General features: G+C 51.4%; 16 protein-coding genes. 7 read left to right on the top strand and 9 right to left on the bottom strand.

Annotated features, from left to right (window positions below):
• Positions 1–168 precede the first annotated feature (168 nt).
• From pepA to AC0IXI_RS02910, 4 genes are all read left to right on the top strand, one after another.
• Positions 169–1,680, top strand: coding sequence for a leucyl aminopeptidase (gene pepA / locus AC0IXI_RS02925; protein WP_064513975.1), 1,512 nt, complete (start codon positions 169–171; stop codon positions 1,678–1,680).
• Between the two features lie 75 nt (positions 1,681–1,755).
• On the top strand, positions 1,756–2,214 hold the full coding sequence (locus AC0IXI_RS02920) for a DNA polymerase III subunit chi (protein ID WP_471683192.1): 459 nt from the start codon (positions 1,756–1,758) through the stop codon (positions 2,212–2,214).
• A gap of 6 nt (positions 2,215–2,220) precedes the next feature.
• Positions 2,221–5,076, top strand: a complete 2,856-nt coding sequence (locus AC0IXI_RS02915; RefSeq protein WP_471681905.1) for a valine--tRNA ligase — start codon at positions 2,221–2,223, stop codon at positions 5,074–5,076.
• Between the two features lie 108 nt (positions 5,077–5,184).
• A protein-coding gene (locus AC0IXI_RS02910; RefSeq protein ID WP_471681904.1) for an IS3 family transposase occupies positions 5,185–6,401 on the top strand; the annotation gives its coding sequence in 2 pieces (ribosomal slippage) (positions 5,185–5,529 and positions 5,532–6,401; 1,215 coding nt in all).
• A gap of 36 nt (positions 6,402–6,437) precedes the next feature.
• On the opposite strand, the gene AC0IXI_RS02905 is transcribed toward AC0IXI_RS02910, so the two are convergent.
• Together AC0IXI_RS02905 and AC0IXI_RS02900 are read right to left on the bottom strand one after the other, a co-directional pair.
• Positions 6,438–7,085, bottom strand: a complete 648-nt coding sequence (locus tag AC0IXI_RS02905) for a DUF898 family protein (RefSeq protein WP_471681903.1) — start codon at positions 7,083–7,085, stop codon at positions 6,438–6,440.
• Positions 7,001–7,642, bottom strand: a complete 642-nt coding sequence (locus AC0IXI_RS02900) for a DUF898 family protein (protein ID WP_471681902.1) — start codon at positions 7,640–7,642, stop codon at positions 7,001–7,003. The genes AC0IXI_RS02905 and AC0IXI_RS02900 overlap by 85 nt, the downstream gene beginning before the upstream one ends.
• 197 nt (positions 7,643–7,839) lie before the next feature.
• Here AC0IXI_RS02900 and AC0IXI_RS02895 point away from each other — a divergent pair, with 197 nt between their 5' ends.
• The gene (locus AC0IXI_RS02895) at positions 7,840–8,343 is read left to right on the top strand and encodes a GNAT family N-acetyltransferase (protein WP_064513981.1); all 504 of its coding nucleotides are present in this window, start codon (positions 7,840–7,842) and stop codon (positions 8,341–8,343) included.
• Positions 8,344–8,396: 53 nt separating this feature from the next.
• Here AC0IXI_RS02895 and uhpT read toward each other — a convergent pair whose 3' ends face one another.
• From uhpT to rraB, 6 genes are all read right to left on the bottom strand, one after another.
• Complete coding sequence (uhpT, locus tag AC0IXI_RS02890; protein ID WP_471681901.1) at positions 8,397–9,788, bottom strand: hexose-6-phosphate:phosphate antiporter; 1,392 nt, start codon at positions 9,786–9,788, stop codon at positions 8,397–8,399.
• Between the two features lie 138 nt (positions 9,789–9,926).
• A complete protein-coding gene (gene uhpC, locus AC0IXI_RS02885; RefSeq protein WP_064513986.1) occupies positions 9,927–11,255 on the bottom strand; it encodes an MFS transporter in 1,329 nt (442 codons plus the stop codon).
• A gap of 9 nt (positions 11,256–11,264) precedes the next feature.
• Positions 11,265–12,767: a signal transduction histidine-protein kinase/phosphatase UhpB gene (gene uhpB / locus AC0IXI_RS02880; RefSeq protein WP_471681900.1), complete on the bottom strand. Its 1,503-nt coding sequence runs from the start codon at positions 12,765–12,767 to the stop codon at positions 11,265–11,267.
• Entirely contained in the window at positions 12,767–13,357 is a 591-nt protein-coding gene (gene uhpA / locus AC0IXI_RS02875) for a transcriptional regulator UhpA (RefSeq protein ID WP_064513989.1), read from the bottom strand. The genes uhpB and uhpA overlap by 1 nt, the downstream gene beginning before the upstream one ends.
• 125 nt (positions 13,358–13,482) lie before the next feature.
• The gene (gene miaE, locus AC0IXI_RS02870) at positions 13,483–14,244 is read right to left on the bottom strand and encodes a tRNA isopentenyl-2-thiomethyl-A-37 hydroxylase MiaE (RefSeq protein WP_471681899.1); all 762 of its coding nucleotides are present in this window, start codon (positions 14,242–14,244) and stop codon (positions 13,483–13,485) included.
• 56 nt (positions 14,245–14,300) lie between these two features.
• The gene (rraB, locus tag AC0IXI_RS02865; protein WP_064513995.1) at positions 14,301–14,729 is read right to left on the bottom strand and encodes a ribonuclease E inhibitor RraB; all 429 of its coding nucleotides are present in this window, start codon (positions 14,727–14,729) and stop codon (positions 14,301–14,303) included.
• A gap of 99 nt (positions 14,730–14,828) precedes the next feature.
• Between rraB and argL the strand changes: the two genes are divergently transcribed.
• Together argL and argF are read left to right on the top strand one after the other, a co-directional pair.
• Positions 14,829–14,897, top strand: a complete 69-nt coding sequence (gene argL, locus AC0IXI_RS02860) for a putative translational regulatory protein ArgL (protein WP_424221085.1) — start codon at positions 14,829–14,831, stop codon at positions 14,895–14,897.
• Complete coding sequence (argF, locus tag AC0IXI_RS02855; protein ID WP_471681898.1) at positions 14,894–15,901, top strand: ornithine carbamoyltransferase; 1,008 nt, start codon at positions 14,894–14,896, stop codon at positions 15,899–15,901. Before argL ends, argF begins: the two co-directional genes overlap by 4 nt.
• A 46-nt stretch (positions 15,902–15,947) precedes the next feature.
• Here the strand turns inward: argF and AC0IXI_RS02850 are convergent, their stop codons facing one another.
• Positions 15,948–16,400 carry a NanQ anomerase/TabA/YiaL family protein gene (locus AC0IXI_RS02850; RefSeq protein ID WP_064513999.1) on the bottom strand — a complete coding sequence of 151 codons (453 nt, stop codon included), beginning with the start codon at positions 16,398–16,400 and terminating at the stop codon, positions 15,948–15,950.
• Positions 16,401–16,853: the final 453 nt, after the last annotated feature.

Below are 16,853 nucleotides of genomic sequence, written 5' to 3'. Positions count from 1 at the left end.
GCCCGGCATAATACTGGCGCAGGGTGATTTAAATGACGTTGCCGAAACCGTAAAAAACATACTCGTAAGATTAACACGAAGTCATCGCAACCGCGGAGATGAGTTACGAAAGCTTGCAATTCTAGCTGTAGCCACCGCCGTTGTCTTTAAGATTCAGGAGCGTAGTGCATGGAGTTCAGTGTAAAAAGCGGTAGTCCCGAGAAACAGCGTAGTGCCTGCATCGTTGTGGGAGTCTTTGAACCGCGTCGCCTGTCCCCGGTCGCCGAACAACTCGATAAAATCAGCGATGGCTACATCAGCGCACTTTTGCGCCGTGGTGAGCTCGAGGGGAAACCCGGTCAAACTTTGTTGCTCCACCACGTTCCAAACGTCCTCTCAGAGCGCATTCTGTTGATTGGGTGTGGCAAAGAGCGTGAACTGGATGAACGTCAGTATAAGCAAGTTATCCAGAAAACGATTAATACTCTGAACGATACCGGTTCAATGGAAGCTGTCTGCTTCCTGACCGAACTGCACGTCAAAGGCCGCAACACATACTGGAAAGTACGCCAGGCAGTAGAAACGGCAAAAGAGTCTTTGTATAGCTTCGACCAGTTAAAAACCAACAAAAGCGAGCCACGCCGCCCGCTGCGTAAAATGGTGTTTAACGTGCCAACCCGCCGTGAACTGACCAGCGGTGAGCGCGCCATTCAGCACGGTCTGGCTATTGCAGCCGGTATTAAAGCGGCAAAAGATCTTGGCAACATGCCACCAAACATCTGTAACGCGGCTTACCTGGCTTCCCAGGCGCGTCAGCTGGCTGACTCATATAGCAAAAATGTCGTCACTCGCGTGATTGGCGAACAGCAGATGAAAGAACTGGGCATGCACTCCTACCTCGCGGTGGGTGATGGTTCCCAGAACGAATCGCTGATGTCGGTTATTGAATACAAAGGCAGCACCGATCCTGATGTGCGCCCAATCGTGCTGGTCGGTAAAGGCCTGACGTTTGACTCCGGCGGTATTTCTATCAAACCTGCCGAAGGCATGGATGAGATGAAGTACGATATGTGCGGTGCTGCATCCGTATACGGCGTAATGCGTATGGTTGCAGAGCTGAACCTGCCGATTAACGTGATTGGCGTACTGGCGGGCTGTGAAAACATGCCTGGTGGCCGTGCTTATCGCCCGGGCGATGTGCTGACCACCATGTCAGGCCAAACGGTTGAAGTGTTGAACACCGATGCCGAAGGCCGTCTGGTGCTGTGTGATGTGCTGACCTATGTTGAACGCTTCGAGCCTGATGTGGTAATTGATGTGGCGACGCTGACCGGCGCGTGTGTGATTGCCCTGGGCCATCACATCACCGGTTTGATGTCTAACCACAACCCACTGGCACACGAGCTTATCGGCGCATCTGAACAAGCCGGTGACCGCGCGTGGCGTCTGCCGATTGCTGATGAGTATCAGGATCAACTCGACTCCAACTTTGCTGATATGGCAAACATTGGTGGCCGCCCAGGTGGCGCAATTACCGCAGCCTGCTTCCTGTCGCGCTTTACCCGTAAGTACAACTGGGCGCACCTGGATATCGCAGGTACTGCATGGCGTTCAGGTAAAGCCAAAGGCGCAACCGGACGCCCTGTTGCGCTGTTATCACAATTCCTGTTGAACCGTTCTGGGTTTAACGGCGAAGAGTAATTTAACGCCCTCACTCTAGCCCTCACCCAAGAGAGGGTTAGAGTGAAACACCATTCACAAGAAAAAGCTGGCTTAATGAAAAACGCGACGTTCTACCTGCTCGACAACGACACGCCATCCGATGAGTTGAGTGCCGTTGAAGCGTTGGTGTGTGAACTGGCGGCAGAAAGCTTTCGTGCAGGAAAACGCCTGCTGATTGCTTGTGTTGATGAACAACAAGCTATCCGTCTGGATGAAGCACTTTGGCAGCGCGACGCGCACGCGTTTGTACCGCATAATCTTGCCGGTGAGGGGCCACGTTATGGCGCTCCGGTAGAATTGGCCTGGCCACAACGGCGTGGTAGTTCACCCCGCGATGTGCTGATTAGCCTGTTGCCACAGTTCGCAGATTTTGCCACCGCTTTCCATGAAGTGATAGACTTCGTACCTTACGAAGACACTCAAAAACAACTGGCCCGTGATCGCTATAAGGCGTATCGCGTTGCTGGTTTCCACTTGACTACGGCGACTCATACCCCGCCGGGAACGACATAGCAGACAATGGAAAAGACATATAACCCGCAAGATATCGAACAGCCGCTTTACGAGCACTGGGAACAGCAGGGCTACTTTAAGCCAAATGGCGACACCAGCCAGGAAAGCTTCTGCATCATGATCCCGCCGCCGAACGTTACCGGCAGCTTGCATATGGGTCACGCCTTCCAGCAAACGATCATGGACACCATGATTCGTTACCAGCGCATGCAGGGTAAAAATACTCTGTGGCAGGCGGGGACTGACCACGCCGGTATCGCGACCCAGATGGTCGTTGAGCGCAAAATTGCCGCCGAAGAAGGGAAAACACGTCACGACTACGGCCGCGACGCCTTTATCGAGAAAATCTGGCAGTGGAAGGCAGAGTCTGGTGGCACCATCACCCGTCAGATGCGTCGTCTCGGCAACTCCGTAGACTGGGAGCGCGAGCGCTTCACCATGGATGAAGGCCTGTCCAACGCGGTGAAAGAAGTGTTCGTGCGCCTGTATAAAGAAGATCTGATTTATCGTGGCAAACGCCTGGTTAACTGGGACCCGAAACTGCGCACTGCGATTTCCGATCTGGAAGTTGAAAACCGCGAGTCCAAAGGTTCTATGTGGCATCTGCGTTATCCGCTGGCTGACGGCGCGAAAACCGCTGATGGCAAAGATTACCTGGTTGTTGCTACCACGCGTCCAGAAACCGTGCTCGGCGATACTGGCGTAGCAGTGAACCCGGAAGATCCACGTTACAAAGATCTGATCGGCAAATTCCTCGTGCTGCCGCTGGTTAACCGCCGCATTCCAATCGTTGGCGATGAACACGCTGATATGGAAAAAGGCACCGGCTGCGTGAAAATCACGCCTGCTCACGACTTTAACGACTACGAAGTTGGCCGCCGTCATGCGCTGCCAATGATCAACATTCTGACCTTTGACGGTGATATCCGTGAGAGCGCAGAAGTGTTTGATACCAACGGCGAAGAAGCCGATGTGTATAGCAATGAAATCCCCGCTCAGTTCCAGAAACTTGAGCGTTTCGCGGCGCGTAAAGCGGTAGTTGCTGCGTTCGATGAAATGGGCCTGCTCGAAGAGATCAAACCACACGATCTGACCGTTCCATACGGCGACCGTGGCGGCGTGGTTATTGAGCCAATGCTGACCGACCAATGGTACGTGCGCACCGCTCCGCTGGCGAAAGTCGCGGTTGAAGCGGTTGAGCAAGGCGACATTCAGTTCGTGCCGAAGCAGTACGAAAACATGTACTTCTCCTGGATGCGCGATATTCAGGACTGGTGTATTTCTCGTCAGCTGTGGTGGGGTCACCGTATCCCAGCCTGGTACGATGCCGAAGGCAATGTGTATGTTGGCCGTAACGAAGCGGAAGTTCGCGCTGAAAACAACCTTGGCGGCGACGTTGCACTGAATCAAGACGAAGACGTTCTCGACACCTGGTTCTCTTCTGGCCTGTGGACATTCTCCACCCTCGGCTGGCCTGAGAACACCGAAGCGCTGCGCACCTTCCACCCAACTAGCGTGATGGTTAGCGGCTTCGACATCATCTTCTTCTGGATTGCACGCATGATCATGCTGACCATGCACTTCATCAAAGATGAAGACGGCAAGCCACAGGTTCCGTTTAAAACCGTCTATATGACCGGTCTTATCCGTGATGACGAAGGGCAGAAAATGTCCAAGTCCAAGGGTAACGTTATCGATCCACTGGATATGGTTGACGGTATTTCCCTGGAAGACCTGCTCGAGAAGCGCACCGGTAACATGATGCAGCCACAACTGGCTGAGAAAATCCGTAAACGCACCGAGAAGCAATTCCCGAACGGCATTGAACCACACGGCACCGATGCACTGCGCTTTACGCTGGCAGCTCTGGCGTCTACTGGTCGCGATATCAACTGGGACATGAAACGCCTGGAAGGTTATCGTAACTTCTGTAACAAGCTGTGGAACGCCAGCCGTTTCGTGATGATGAACACCGAAGACCAGGATTGCGGCTTTAACGGCGGCGAAATGGTTCTGTCTCTGGCGGATCGCTGGATTCTGGCGGAATTCAACCGCACAGTGAAAGCATACCGTGAAGCGCTGGACAGCTATCGCTTTGATATCGCTGCCAACATTCTGTATGAATTCACCTGGAACCAGTTCTGTGACTGGTATCTGGAGCTGACCAAACCGGTGATGAACAGTGGCACTGAAGCGGAACTGCGCGGTACGCGTAATACGCTGATTAACGTGCTGGAAGGTTTGCTGCGTCTTGCGCATCCAATCATTCCATTCATCACTGAAACCATCTGGCAGCGCGTGAAGACCTTCAAAGGCATCACCGCAGATACCATCATGCTGCAACCGTTCCCGGCGTATAACAGCGCACAGGACGACGAAGCTGCGTTTGCAGATACCGAGTGGCTGAAGCTGGCAATCACCGCAGTACGTAACGTTCGTGCTGAGATGAACATCTCTCCGGGCAAACCACTGCCAATCCTGCTGCGTAACGTGAGCGCGGAAGCGGAGCGTCGTGTCAATGCGAACCGTACCTTCCTGCAAAACCTGGCGCGTCTGGAAAGCATCACCCTGCTGCCTGCTGATGATAAAGGCCCGGTTTCCGTGACCAAAATCATCGAAGGTGCAGAGCTGCTGATTCCAATGGCAGGCCTGGTCGACAAAGCGGCTGAACTTGCGCGTCTGGACAAAGAGATGGCGAAGCTGGATGTTGAAATTACATCCATCGAAAACAAGCTGTCTAACGAAGGTTTTGTGGCGCGCGCGCCAGAAGCCGTAGTTGCGAAAGAACGCGAACGTCTGGCGGCATGTGGCGAAGCTAAAGTGAAATTGGCTGAGCAGAAAGAAACTATAGCTGCGCTGTAATTGAGTGCATTGATATGAGAAGGCCGGGAGATTTCCCGGCCTTTTTTATGACTATGACCCGTCCTGAATAACGTTGACACATTTTCCAGAGGCTTTAAGGAGGATGTGATGAAACAATACGTTAAACGCACGCAACGCGATTACCCGCTATCCTTTAAATTATCAGTTATTGAACAGGTCGAAAAAGGTGAAATGACCTATCGCCAGGCCCAGAGACGCTATGGTATCCAGGGTGCCTCTACCGTTCTGAAATGGTTACGTCAATATGGTCACCTCGACTGGCAATCTTCCATCAGAAGCTATGTGACAGGAGATAATATGGTCCCGTCTCTTCCCCTCACTCCTGAGCAACGCATTAAAGAACTTGAGCAGCAACTGGCTGAAGCTGAAGGCAAAGCGCAGTTTTTTGAAGCCGTCGTCAAAATCATGAATACTGAATTTGGAGCCGCCCTGACAAAAAAGCAGTTAGCTGCCTTATCGCGCAAACACAAACACCCGGACTGACGGTTGTTAAAATCTGCCGATTTATGAAAATAAGCCGCCAGGCGTGGTATCAGGGATGTGAGCGTGAAAAACGCAGAGCAGAGCGCGTGCAACGCATTACCCGAGAGGTCACCACACTCAGGCTCAAGCAGCCGCGGCTGGGGACACGCAAACTCCATTATATCCTGCAAAATACCCCCGAACCGATGCTGCATATCGGACGAGACAGGCTGTTCACTATCCTGAGACTGGCTCATCTTCTGGTCCGCCCCAGGAGGGCCTACCATAAAACAACAAATAGTCATCACCGTTTCCATAGACATCCAAACCTGCTGAAAGAGGGGCCTGGAAAGGTCGTGATATCGAAGCCTGAACAGGTATGGGTCGCGGATATCACTTACCTCCCGACGCAGACGAATACGGTGTATATCAGTCTGGTAACGGATGCATTTTCACGGAAGATCGTGGGCCATCATGTTCATGAAAGCCTGCATACGGAGCATGTCGTGAAAGCGCTCACGAACGCGTTGAAGACACGACGAACAATGACGCCGTTGATCCATCATTCAGACCGAGGATTTCAGTACTGCTCGGGAATGTATCAGTCAGTGCATGAAAAGCATGGACTACTGTGCTCAATGACGGACGGATACGACTGTTACCAGAATGCGCTGGCAGAAAGGATAAACGGGATACTGAAAAATGAGTATTTGTTGAGTCGGCCGGCAGATCTGGAACAGGCGAGAAGGATGGTGGATGAGTCGGTGAAGATCTATAACCATCAACGCCCGCATCTGTCGTTAAAATACAAAACGCCTGATGAAGTGCATCAGGCGTTTTAGAAGCATAAAAGTGTCAACCTATGCTAGGACGGGTCACTACAAACTGATATCTGGTACGATCCCACACGAAATTCGGCTCACAATATCTGCGGCGATTTTGTCGTCATGGTCTTGCAGATCTAATGCGTCTAAATCACCATCTACCCAAGTATTACTCGCAAGGTAGCGACAATAGCGAACTCGCGCCCACGGATAGCCGAACCCTAAAGTACAGACTGTCAGTAAACTATTTATTACTAGTTGGATAATAAAACCTATCACCGTAAGCGTGGAACGGAAAGCAATCTTTTCACTAAAAACTACAGAGTTAAAATAATAACCTCTCAGTGTGACATAGATATAACTCCAACACAGTACTGCACCGAAAAAGTAAAGATAATAAGAAATCTTAATCATCGAGCTAATTGATTCAAGTTCAGATAGTGTATATGGAGACTCTACATACCCCGACATAGTTATTGATAATGCTTTTATCAGCCACGATAAGTTTAATCCAACTATTGCTACCATGAATGGAAGCAGTACTAAAATACCGCCAAATATAATCCTGGTACATTTTCTGATACTAATTTCTGCACTAAATTTTTGCTTACCAAAGCTCAGTCTGTTAAAAAGCAAACGTAGCCACAATGCACTTGTAATGCCTTGTACAAGTCCACCCCAAAAAAACCAAACATCACGCATATCGCAATGATAATCATCATATTCTTAAGATTAATAGATATTACAATGAACACGACACTCATAGTGATTAGGCAAATAAAATAAAGCACTGCAAATAATAACGCTGGACAGCCTAACACCACCCACCATGCTTTCAAACCACTACATTTAAAATTAAAACGTACATTATTAAGCATAGTTGATTGCATTTGATAACGAATACTTCTCATCATAAGCCATGGTAAAAATAAAATAACCACAGCGACTAAGCACCAAGTGGGAGCAGATGCATGATGATAAATTGACATATAAAGCGAAAGTAAAAAAACACCTGCAAACACCCAGCTTATGAATATTGAGCTCCCTGTAACATTATAGGAAAACCGAGATCCTGATAATTCAGTATGACTATATAAATACTTTTTAGAACGTACAAAAGCCCAGGGAGCAAAAACGCCAAGTGTTACTATTATTAACAAAAAATTAACGATACAAAGACGAAAATACTCTTTCCCCAAACCATGAAACATTAGATTTCTTGAATAATTTACTTCCGTACACCCCTGTTGCTCAGACATAGTTATCCTTAAGGAATTATTCCTTATTATTTTTAATTATTAATACAGCCGAATTTGTCGATTAGCGTTTAAGCGCACATTAACATCTTTAAATATGTCGAAGCGGGAATCAATGAACATTTTAGAAACTTGCTTGTTAAGTTTCACAGTGGTATTAAAATGAGCTGTCTTTAGCCCATCATTAATGAGTCCACGCTATGAATCTTGCTGCTCCGGTTGAAATCGCACTGCGCCGGATAACCCCCCAGGACAATGCGGCCATCGCGCGCGTTATCCGCGAAGTCTCTGCTGAATACGGCTTAACCGCCGATAAAGGCTATACCGTGGCAGATCCGAATCTCGATGAGCTTTATCAGGTCTACAGCCAACCGGGTCATGCCTATTGGGTTGTGGAAGTGGATGGTGAAGTCGTCGGTGGTGGTGGTGTCGCGCCGTTAACGTGCAGCGAACCGGACATTTGTGAATTGCAGAAGATGTATTTCCTGCCAGTAGTGCGTGGCAAAGGGTTGGCAAAACGCCTGGCGTTGCAGGCAATGGATTTTGCCCGCGAAAAAGACTTTAAGCGCTGCTATCTGGAAACCACGGCGTTTCTGACTGAAGCCATCGCGCTGTATGAGCGTCTGGGCTTTGAACATATTTCTGAGCCGCTTGGCTGCACCGGCCATGTGGATTGCGAAGTGCGGATGATTAAGTCTCTGTAACCGTTTTAAACGGGTTTACTGAATCTATTCAATCCAGTAAACCCTGCAACTTTTTATTGGGTCGCTAACCGTTGAATACGCTTATCGCGGCGGATTTTGCGCTCTTCCATCACCGCAACCATCGCCATCAGTACGATACAACAAATTGCCGCGGCATCAAGCGCTGCGAAAGTCCCTGCCCAGCCAGTCAGACCAAAGATTGGCGTACCGTCGGCAATCATCCCAAGCCCTAACTTAGCGAAGCTGTCGCCAATCAGATAGGCGAAAGTACCTTTGATGCCGTCAGCCGCACCGATAGCTTTTTTCGGAACGAAGCCCACCGCCGCCACACCAATCAACAATTGTGGACCAAACACCAGGAAGCCCAGCGCGAACAGTGATGCCAGGTAGACATACTGGTTGCTGGCGTGCTGATAAACGCCGAGAGTCGCGATGATTAATGCCAGCGCAACGCAGGCCACCAGCGCACGGCGACCGTTCGCCAGATCCGACAACCAGCCCCACAGCAGCGTGCCGACCAATGCCCCTACCTCAAACAGAGTAAAGCCCTGAATCGCCACTTCTTTGGAGAGCTTCAGCTCCTGAAATGCGTAAACCGTGGACCACTGGTCAATACCGATGCGCACGACGTAGAGGAAGATATTGGAGAAGCACAGCAGCCAAATAACTTTGTTCTTCAGCACGTACTCCACGAAGATTTGCCATTTGGTCATCGACTCGTCTTCGGTCTCTTTATCTTCTTCACTGATTTCTTCGCTAAACAATTCTTCAGCTTTGCCCAGACCGTAAGATTCAGGAGAGTCGCTGCCATAACGCAGGCCAATGAAGCCAACAATCAGCGCAATGATGGATGGGAAGATAAACATGCCAATAACGTGGCCGTCGAACAGAACGTTCGCGCCAATCAGCGCCACGCCTGCGGCCCCCGCACCGCCCAGGTTATGGGAGATATTCCACAGCCCCAGATAGGTTCCGCGCTTGCGGCGCGGCGTCCATTTGGTGATGGTGGAGTAGCTGCATGAGCCACCCGCGCTCTGGAAGAAACCGCTCAGGGCGTAGAAAGCAATCATCAAAAACAGGCTGACCGAACCGGTGCCCATACTGGCGCTAAAGCCCAGCATACAGATAGCCGAGAGGATCAGCATAAACGGCAGGAATTGTTTGGTATTTTTGCCGTCTGCGTAGTAGGAAACCAGGGTTTTACCCACGCCGTAGGTGATGGAGAAGCCCAGGCCTATCATCCCCAGCTGCGTCATGCTCAACCCGTAGGTAGAGATCATGTCGTTCTGCGCGATGTTGAAGTTCTTACGGATCAGATACATGGTCAGGTAGCCGATAAAGACCACCAGGTAAGACTGCATGAAGGGTTTGAACCACATCTTGCGCCGCACATCGAGCGGCAGATCCAGGGTCGGCTTGCGCACCTGATTTAATATGGCCAGCATGGGTTACTCCTGATTTAAAAACCTGCGTGATAGCAGGCATTGTAAAAATCAGTGGCGGCTTTGGCCTGAGATGGCTTCCAGGAACAACCTGGAAAATTTCTTAGTTTTGCGCCATTCGAGGTAAAAAGGTGAGATGTATCACGCTTCGCTACGGACGCGTGGCGACTGGGCATTCAGGAACGGCAGCAACAGCAGCGCAGAAATACCTGCCGCAATGGCAATCACCGCGAAGTAACCGTTCCAGTGCCAGATATCGATCACGCGAGCCAGCGGCCAGCCAGACAAAGATGCGCCGAGGTAAGCAAACAGGCCAACAAAGCCAGTCGCAGCCCCCGCAGCTTCTTTATGCGAGCACTCTGCCGCCGCCATGCCGATAAGCATCTGCGGGCCAAACACAAAGAAACCTGTGGTGAAGAAGCAGGCCGCCTGCATCACATAGCTGGCAAATGGCATCAGCCATAGCGAGCCTACCGAGAGCAAAATCCCGGCGGCAAATATCAGGTTCATCGGCCCACGGTTGCCATTGAAGAGTTTGTCCGATCCCCAGCCTGCCACCAGTGCGCCGATAAACCCGCCGAGCTCAAACATCGTTACCGCCGAGTTCGCAGTGACCAGATCCACGCCCAGAGTCTCCGACATATAGAGATTACCCCAGTCGTTGATCGCCGCCCGCACCACGTAAACCAGGACATAACACAGTGACAGCAGCCAGATATAGGGATTCCCCAGCACGTACTTGTAGAGGATTTCCCGGCGCGTCAGACCTGCGCCTTCCTGCTGCTGGGCGATTTCCAGTTCATCGTGCCGCCAGTCTCCTATCGGCGGCAAGCCCACGGTTTGTGGGCGATCGCGCAGACGCCAGCAGAGAAATAACCCGGCCAGAATAGCCAGTGAACCGGCGATCATCATCCCGGCACGCCAGCCGTAATGCAGTGCCGCCGCGCCGACCACCATCGGGATTAGCGCCCCACCGACGTTATGCGCGGTGTTCCATACCGCCCACCAGCCACCGCGCTCGGTACGGGAGTACCATGCCGTGAGCAAACGGGCGCATACCGGCGAACCCCAACCCTGGAAAAAGGCATTCAGCACCCACAGCAACGCGAATGCCCAAAGGGAGGTGGAGAAACCAAAAAGAATGTTAACCACACCGGTGGCGATAAGCCCCAACCCCATAAAATAACGGGCGTTTGAGCGGTCACTGACGATGCCGGAGAAAAATTTCGACAACCCATAAGTTATGTAAAACAGCGTAGCCAACAGGCCGATGTCGGTACGTGTCATCACGCCGCTGGCGAGGATTTCTGGCGCGGCGGCATTAAAGCTTTTACGGGTAAAGTAAAACAGCGCATAGCCCAACCAGATGGTGATTAGAATATGCCGACGCCAGTAGCTATAGCGTGCGTCAATTTCAGCTTTATCGCTGACTGGCGTCGCCGCCGGTGGGGCTTTCAGGAAAGTGAACATCGTCAGTCCTTACGCATATCGCAATGGCAAACTGACGCTGACGCGCGTGCCGTGAGTACAGGAAATAGTGAGGTTTCCGCCGAGCGCCGTAACCCGTTCGCGCATACCTGCCAGGCCAAAACCTTGCTGCCCGGAGTCAGTAGGCAGGCCGCTGCCGTCATCTTCAATCACCAACATCAGGCGTATGTCCTGCTGCCAGCCCTGGATCGTTACTGCGCTGGCACTGGCGTGTTTCACAATGTTGTTCAGCCCTTCCTGGCAAACGCGGAACAGCGTAACGCGCTGGCTTTCACTCAGTAGCGGCTCGTCGATTTTCCAGTCGAGGTGGCTCACGATGCCACGGCTTTCCAGTTCCATTTCACGCATCAACGAACGAATCGCCTGCTCCAGGGATAAATCATCCAGCTGGCGTGGGCGCAGCCTTCCCAGCAGGCGGCGTACCGAATCGTAAATCCCAAGGGAGAGCTGTTCGATATGCGCCCCACCCAGCTTGACCCCTTCGTTACCCGGTGCCAGGCGCTGCACAATCCCCGCCTGGGTACGAATCGCGGTAATGGTCTGGCCGATATCGTCATGGAGTTCGCGCGCCACTTCGCGCCGCACGCTCTCCTCGGTTTCCAACAGGCGTTCAGCAAGGCGGCGATTGCGCGCAAGCTCAGTTTGCAGGGACTGGTTAAGCTCGCGCAGGCGCTGGATACCCGCGCCCAGCAACAGCCCGGTCAGGCTTTGTGCCAGCAACGAAAGCAGTAGATCCACCGGATGATCGTGCCAGGTTTGGCTGGCGATCAGCGCAATGGCGTTCATCAACGTCGCGATCAGCGCGCCCTGCCAGCCGTAATGCCAGGCCAGGGCGATAATCGGCAACGCCAGGCAAAACGGGGTAAAGCGGGAAAGTTCGTCAGGTAGCCCAAGTTGTAGCCACAGGCTGACAACAAACAGCAGCAGATACCAGATAAGGTGACGGGCACGCCAGTTCACTGGCTGTGAAACCAGTCCTGGCCCCAGCGGTTGCCAGACGGTACTGGTGAGGTAATGCCAGATAACGAGGCAAGTTGGAGCCAGGGTTAACCCGCCGGTCAACGTCAGCAACAGCGCGTTCAGGGTCTCCTGCCCTTGCCCAAGCCACGGCAACGACTGTAACAGTGCGGCGGCAATCAGCGCCCCGCCCTGACGCAGCAACGTGCGCCAGTCACGCTGATGGCGATAGCGGGAAATCAGCGCCACAGGCAGAAGGGTTAGCACACCGCCGACCATTAACAACGGAAGATGCGCCAGTGCGACTTCCTGCGCCAGCCAGACGAGCATCAACCACTCCGCGCCGAGCAATACGGGCCAGTAGCCACGCGGGCATTGCAGCATCAGCCCTAAACGCAGGCCAAAAGGAAACAGCAGCACGGCAAGCTCAGGCCGTTCCACCAGGTGCAAGCTAATGCTCCACAGGCAAAACCAACTGGCCGTAAAGATAAAAAAGCTGGCGGCGACGGAGATAAGCCGGGAGAAAAAAGGTTGCATCACCATCCGTCAAACAGGCGGTGAGCCAGACCGACATCGTTACTGACGTCGAGTTTTTCCATCAGATTGGCGCGATGCACGTGAACCGTCTTTGGCGATAACCCAAGCTCGGTGGCAATCTCTTTCACCGCCATGCCCTGGGCCAGTTTTTCCGCCACCTGGCGCTCGCGTTTGGTTAGGGGATCCTGCCGTCCGGCCGCCAGTTTAACGGCGATGTCTGGCGTCAAGTAGCAGCCACCCGTCGCTACCGTATGCACGGCGGCAATCAGCTCATCCGGGCTACAGCGTTTTGACAGAAAGCCTCGCGCGCCAGCGTTTAAAGCCTGCTCCACCAGTGCCGGGCTATCGTGCACCGACAACATAATCGTCGCCATCCCTTTGGGTAGCTGGCTGAGCAGTTCCAGCCCGGAAATATCCGGCATCGAGATGTCGCAAATACACACCTGCACGCCGCGCCCCGGCAGCCCAGCCAGCGCTTCGCGCCCGGAGCCGAACTCAACCACAATCTGAAAATCCGGCTCCAGCCCCAACAGCTGTGCAAAGCCGGAGCGGACGATAAGGTGGTCGTCAATAAGGGCGATGGTTATCATGATACTTTCCAGGAAGGTAAAAACGCGCTTACCTTAGCGATAAGCGCGAAGCTGTTCAAGCCTTAAGCAATTCGAGGGAGGCCACAGGCAGATGAACATACAGCGGCACTTCAGGATCCTGCGGTTTAAGAGGAAGGTAAGCCGCTGTGGAAACGAAACTCTTCATCCGGGCTGTTAATTAATGCCGCTTCGACCTCGCCCAAGAAACGCACACGATCGCTGATGTCCCCACCTGCAATCTGTTCTGCCAGGGCTAAATAATCCTGATAATGCCGGGCTTCCGAACGCAGCAGCGACAAATAGAATTTCTGTAGTTCATCATCCAGATGCGGTGCCAGAGCGGCGAAACGCTCACAGGATCGCGCCTCGATATACGCCCCGCAAATCAGTTTATCCACCAGCATTACCGGCTCATGCGTTCGCGTTTGGCCCAGCAGCGCTTTGGCGTAACGGCTGGCGGTCATTTTCACGTAGGCAATGTTGCGGGCATGCATGATCTCGCGCACCTGCCAAAAGTGGTGCAGCTCTTCTTTAATCAACAACACCATGCTGTCGATAAGTTGCTGGCCCCAGGCACTCTGCGTTTGCGGCATGACGTTTTTGCTCAAGGTTTTATGCAGCGCGACAAAATCAGGTTCGGCTCCCTCACGGAAAGCGAAATCTTCGTAGGGTTTTAGCCAATCAAGTAAAAACTGCGCACTGCTTTTATCGGCGACATATTTACGAATCAGGAACATGGCCGTTTGTGCCGCTTTGAGTTCGCACACCAGATGGTCAGTCAGCAGCAATGGCAAATGCTCAGGCTGGCGGGCCTTTTCAATCCATGCATCAGGTGTTGGGCAGTGCAGAAAATGCAGCACCGGGGAGAGGAGTTGCGGGTAGTTCATAATGAGTTGTTATCTTTCGTTGATGTGCAGCGGCAATCGCCGCTGCACAGAAGAGATTAGTGGCGGACGCCGTCGTCGTCTTCGTCGGCTAAATCTTCGTCGTCATCACCTTCTTCACCGTCTTCGCCATTCGGATCTTCGTAGTAAGTGCCCCAACCGTCATATTCCACACCAAATTTTTCAGCGAGGTTCAGCAGTTGCTCTACTTGCTCATCCAACAGCTCAGCTTTTAACGCACTTTCGCTCAGCACGTCACAGCAGATAACGGTATCACCCTCTTCCACTTCCAGCTCTTCCGGGTCAGTAACTTCGTAACCCATTTTGAAAGCTTCAACAGCTGCTTTTTCAAGAGTTTCGAAATCGTCTGCGGAAAGGTGATGCTCAATAGTGTACAGCGCGTCAGGATCGCTGCCGTCTTCCAGTAATTCTTCAATAATCAAACGCGTTTCTTCGCGTTGCTCTTCGAGCAGTTCTGGATTTGCCATGGCCCTTTCCTCAATTTGTAGGCAGATACTTCTATTTTCACACACGGCTGAGTTTGCCTCCACCTTTCCCGATAAAGATTTATTCGCCGGGGGTTGCAAATGCATAATCATACATATAAATTGAATTTTAATTCAATAAGTGGCAGGTGCCATGCGAGGAAAATATGAGTCATTTCTATCAAAAGCATTTTCTTAAATTACTGGATTTCACCCCTGCACAGCTTCACGAGTTACTTGCTCTCTCTGCCAAACTAAAAAACGATAATAAAAAAGGCATTGAAGTTCAGCATCTTACTGGAAAAAATATTGCGCTCATCTTCGAAAAAGACTCGACTCGTACGAGGTGCTCTTTCGAAGTTGCCGCATTTGACCAGGGCGCTCGCGTCACTTATCTCGGCCCAAGCGGCAGCCAGATTGGGCATAAAGAATCAATTAAAGATACGGCCCGTGTATTGGGCCGTATGTATGACGGTATTCAGTATCGCGGGTTTGGTCAGGAAATCGTTGAAACACTGGCGCAGCATGCTGGCGTGCCGGTGTGGAACGGGTTGACCAATGAGTACCATCCCACGCAATTGCTGGCCGACCTGCTGACAATGCAGGAGCACATGCCAGGCAAAACTTTCAAAGAAATGACGCTGGTCTATGCGGGTGATGCGCGTAATAACATGGGCAATTCCATGCTCGAAGCCGCGGCACTTACCGGGCTGAATCTGCGCCTTGTGGCTCCACAAGCCTGCTGGCCTGATGAAAAGCTGGTGGCAGAGTGCCAGGCAATGGCCGCTCACAATGGCGGGAAAATCACGCTCACTGAAGATATTGCCGCAGGCGTTAAAGGCGCTGACTTCATTTATACCGATGTGTGGGTATCAATGGGTGAAGCCAAAGAGAAATGGGCTGAGCGTATTAACCTGCTGCGCCCTTATCAAGTTAATAGCACGATGCTGGCGTTAACCGGTAATCCGCAGGTTAAATTCCTGCACTGCCTACCTGCATTCCATGATGACCAGACGACGCTGGGCAAGCAGATGGCAGAACAATATGGCCTGCATGGCGGTATGGAAGTGACGGACGAGGTGTTTGAATCGGCAAATAGCGTTGTGTTTGATCAGGCTGAAAACCGCATGCACACCATCAAAGCGGTGATGGTCGCCACCCTTGCGGATATTTAATGAGTTTTAAAGCCGGGTAAGCACACTGCGCTACCCGGCATTATTTTTAGGCCATCAACATCTTCACAACGACCTTACGCACGGTCGCAGGCTTGCCAACAGCGCACAGCGGCTTGTGAACTTCGCCTGGATAGAACACCACGAAATCCCCTTCATTTAACACGATGGTTTTTTCCTGCTCGCCTTCTGGCAGGAACGCGATGTCCTTGTCAGCCAGCCAGTCAGTTTCTGGCGTGCCCGCAGGCAGGCAGCTAAATGTCATACCTTCCTGGCCGCGCATCACAATCTGGATATCCAGATAGCGCTGGTGAAACTCTGCTGGGCGCTCTTCAATCGGTTGCGTAGAGTCTTCAGAAACCAACATAAATAGACGGTTACCGTCGATGTCATGCTTGCCCAACGGGGTTTCAGGAGTGATGTGCTGTTTAACATGCTCAATCGCCTGACGCAGTTCTTCCGGAAGCCAGGATTGCAAAGAATGAATGTTGCCAATAATCATGATTAATACCTTTTTGAAACGATGTTTTATTACGGTATTTATACGAGCATTCACCATTTGCCGCCATGAATTTTTTAAGAAAACCTGTGCTGGCGCATGTTTAGCGCAAAACATGTTACAGCTTTGTATCAGCCATGAGGTTTTTATGCATGAAAAAAGCATAACCTCAAAATAGACCCCGGCAGACTCATTCGTAATCTGCTGTTTAAAAAACAAAATTATTTAAAACTAACCACCAGTCACATTTTAAGCTTGGTAAGTAAGTGCAAGTTTAGTCATAAGTATTTTGTTTATTTTCCCATGATGTGGATGAAAAATACGGCTTTATGCATAGTTATATTTAAATTTCAAAATATCCATAAATTTCAATTAATTAAAAAACATCATTTTAGTCACTCAATAACATTGGGTTAACACTAATAAAATAGAATATGCATAATTTCGCGTATTTAT

This window comes from Buttiauxella sp. AC038 (genome assembly GCF_979253565.1).
The sequence above is the reverse complement of the archived record's forward strand: the minus strand, read 5'-3'. Positions and strand labels throughout refer to the sequence as shown.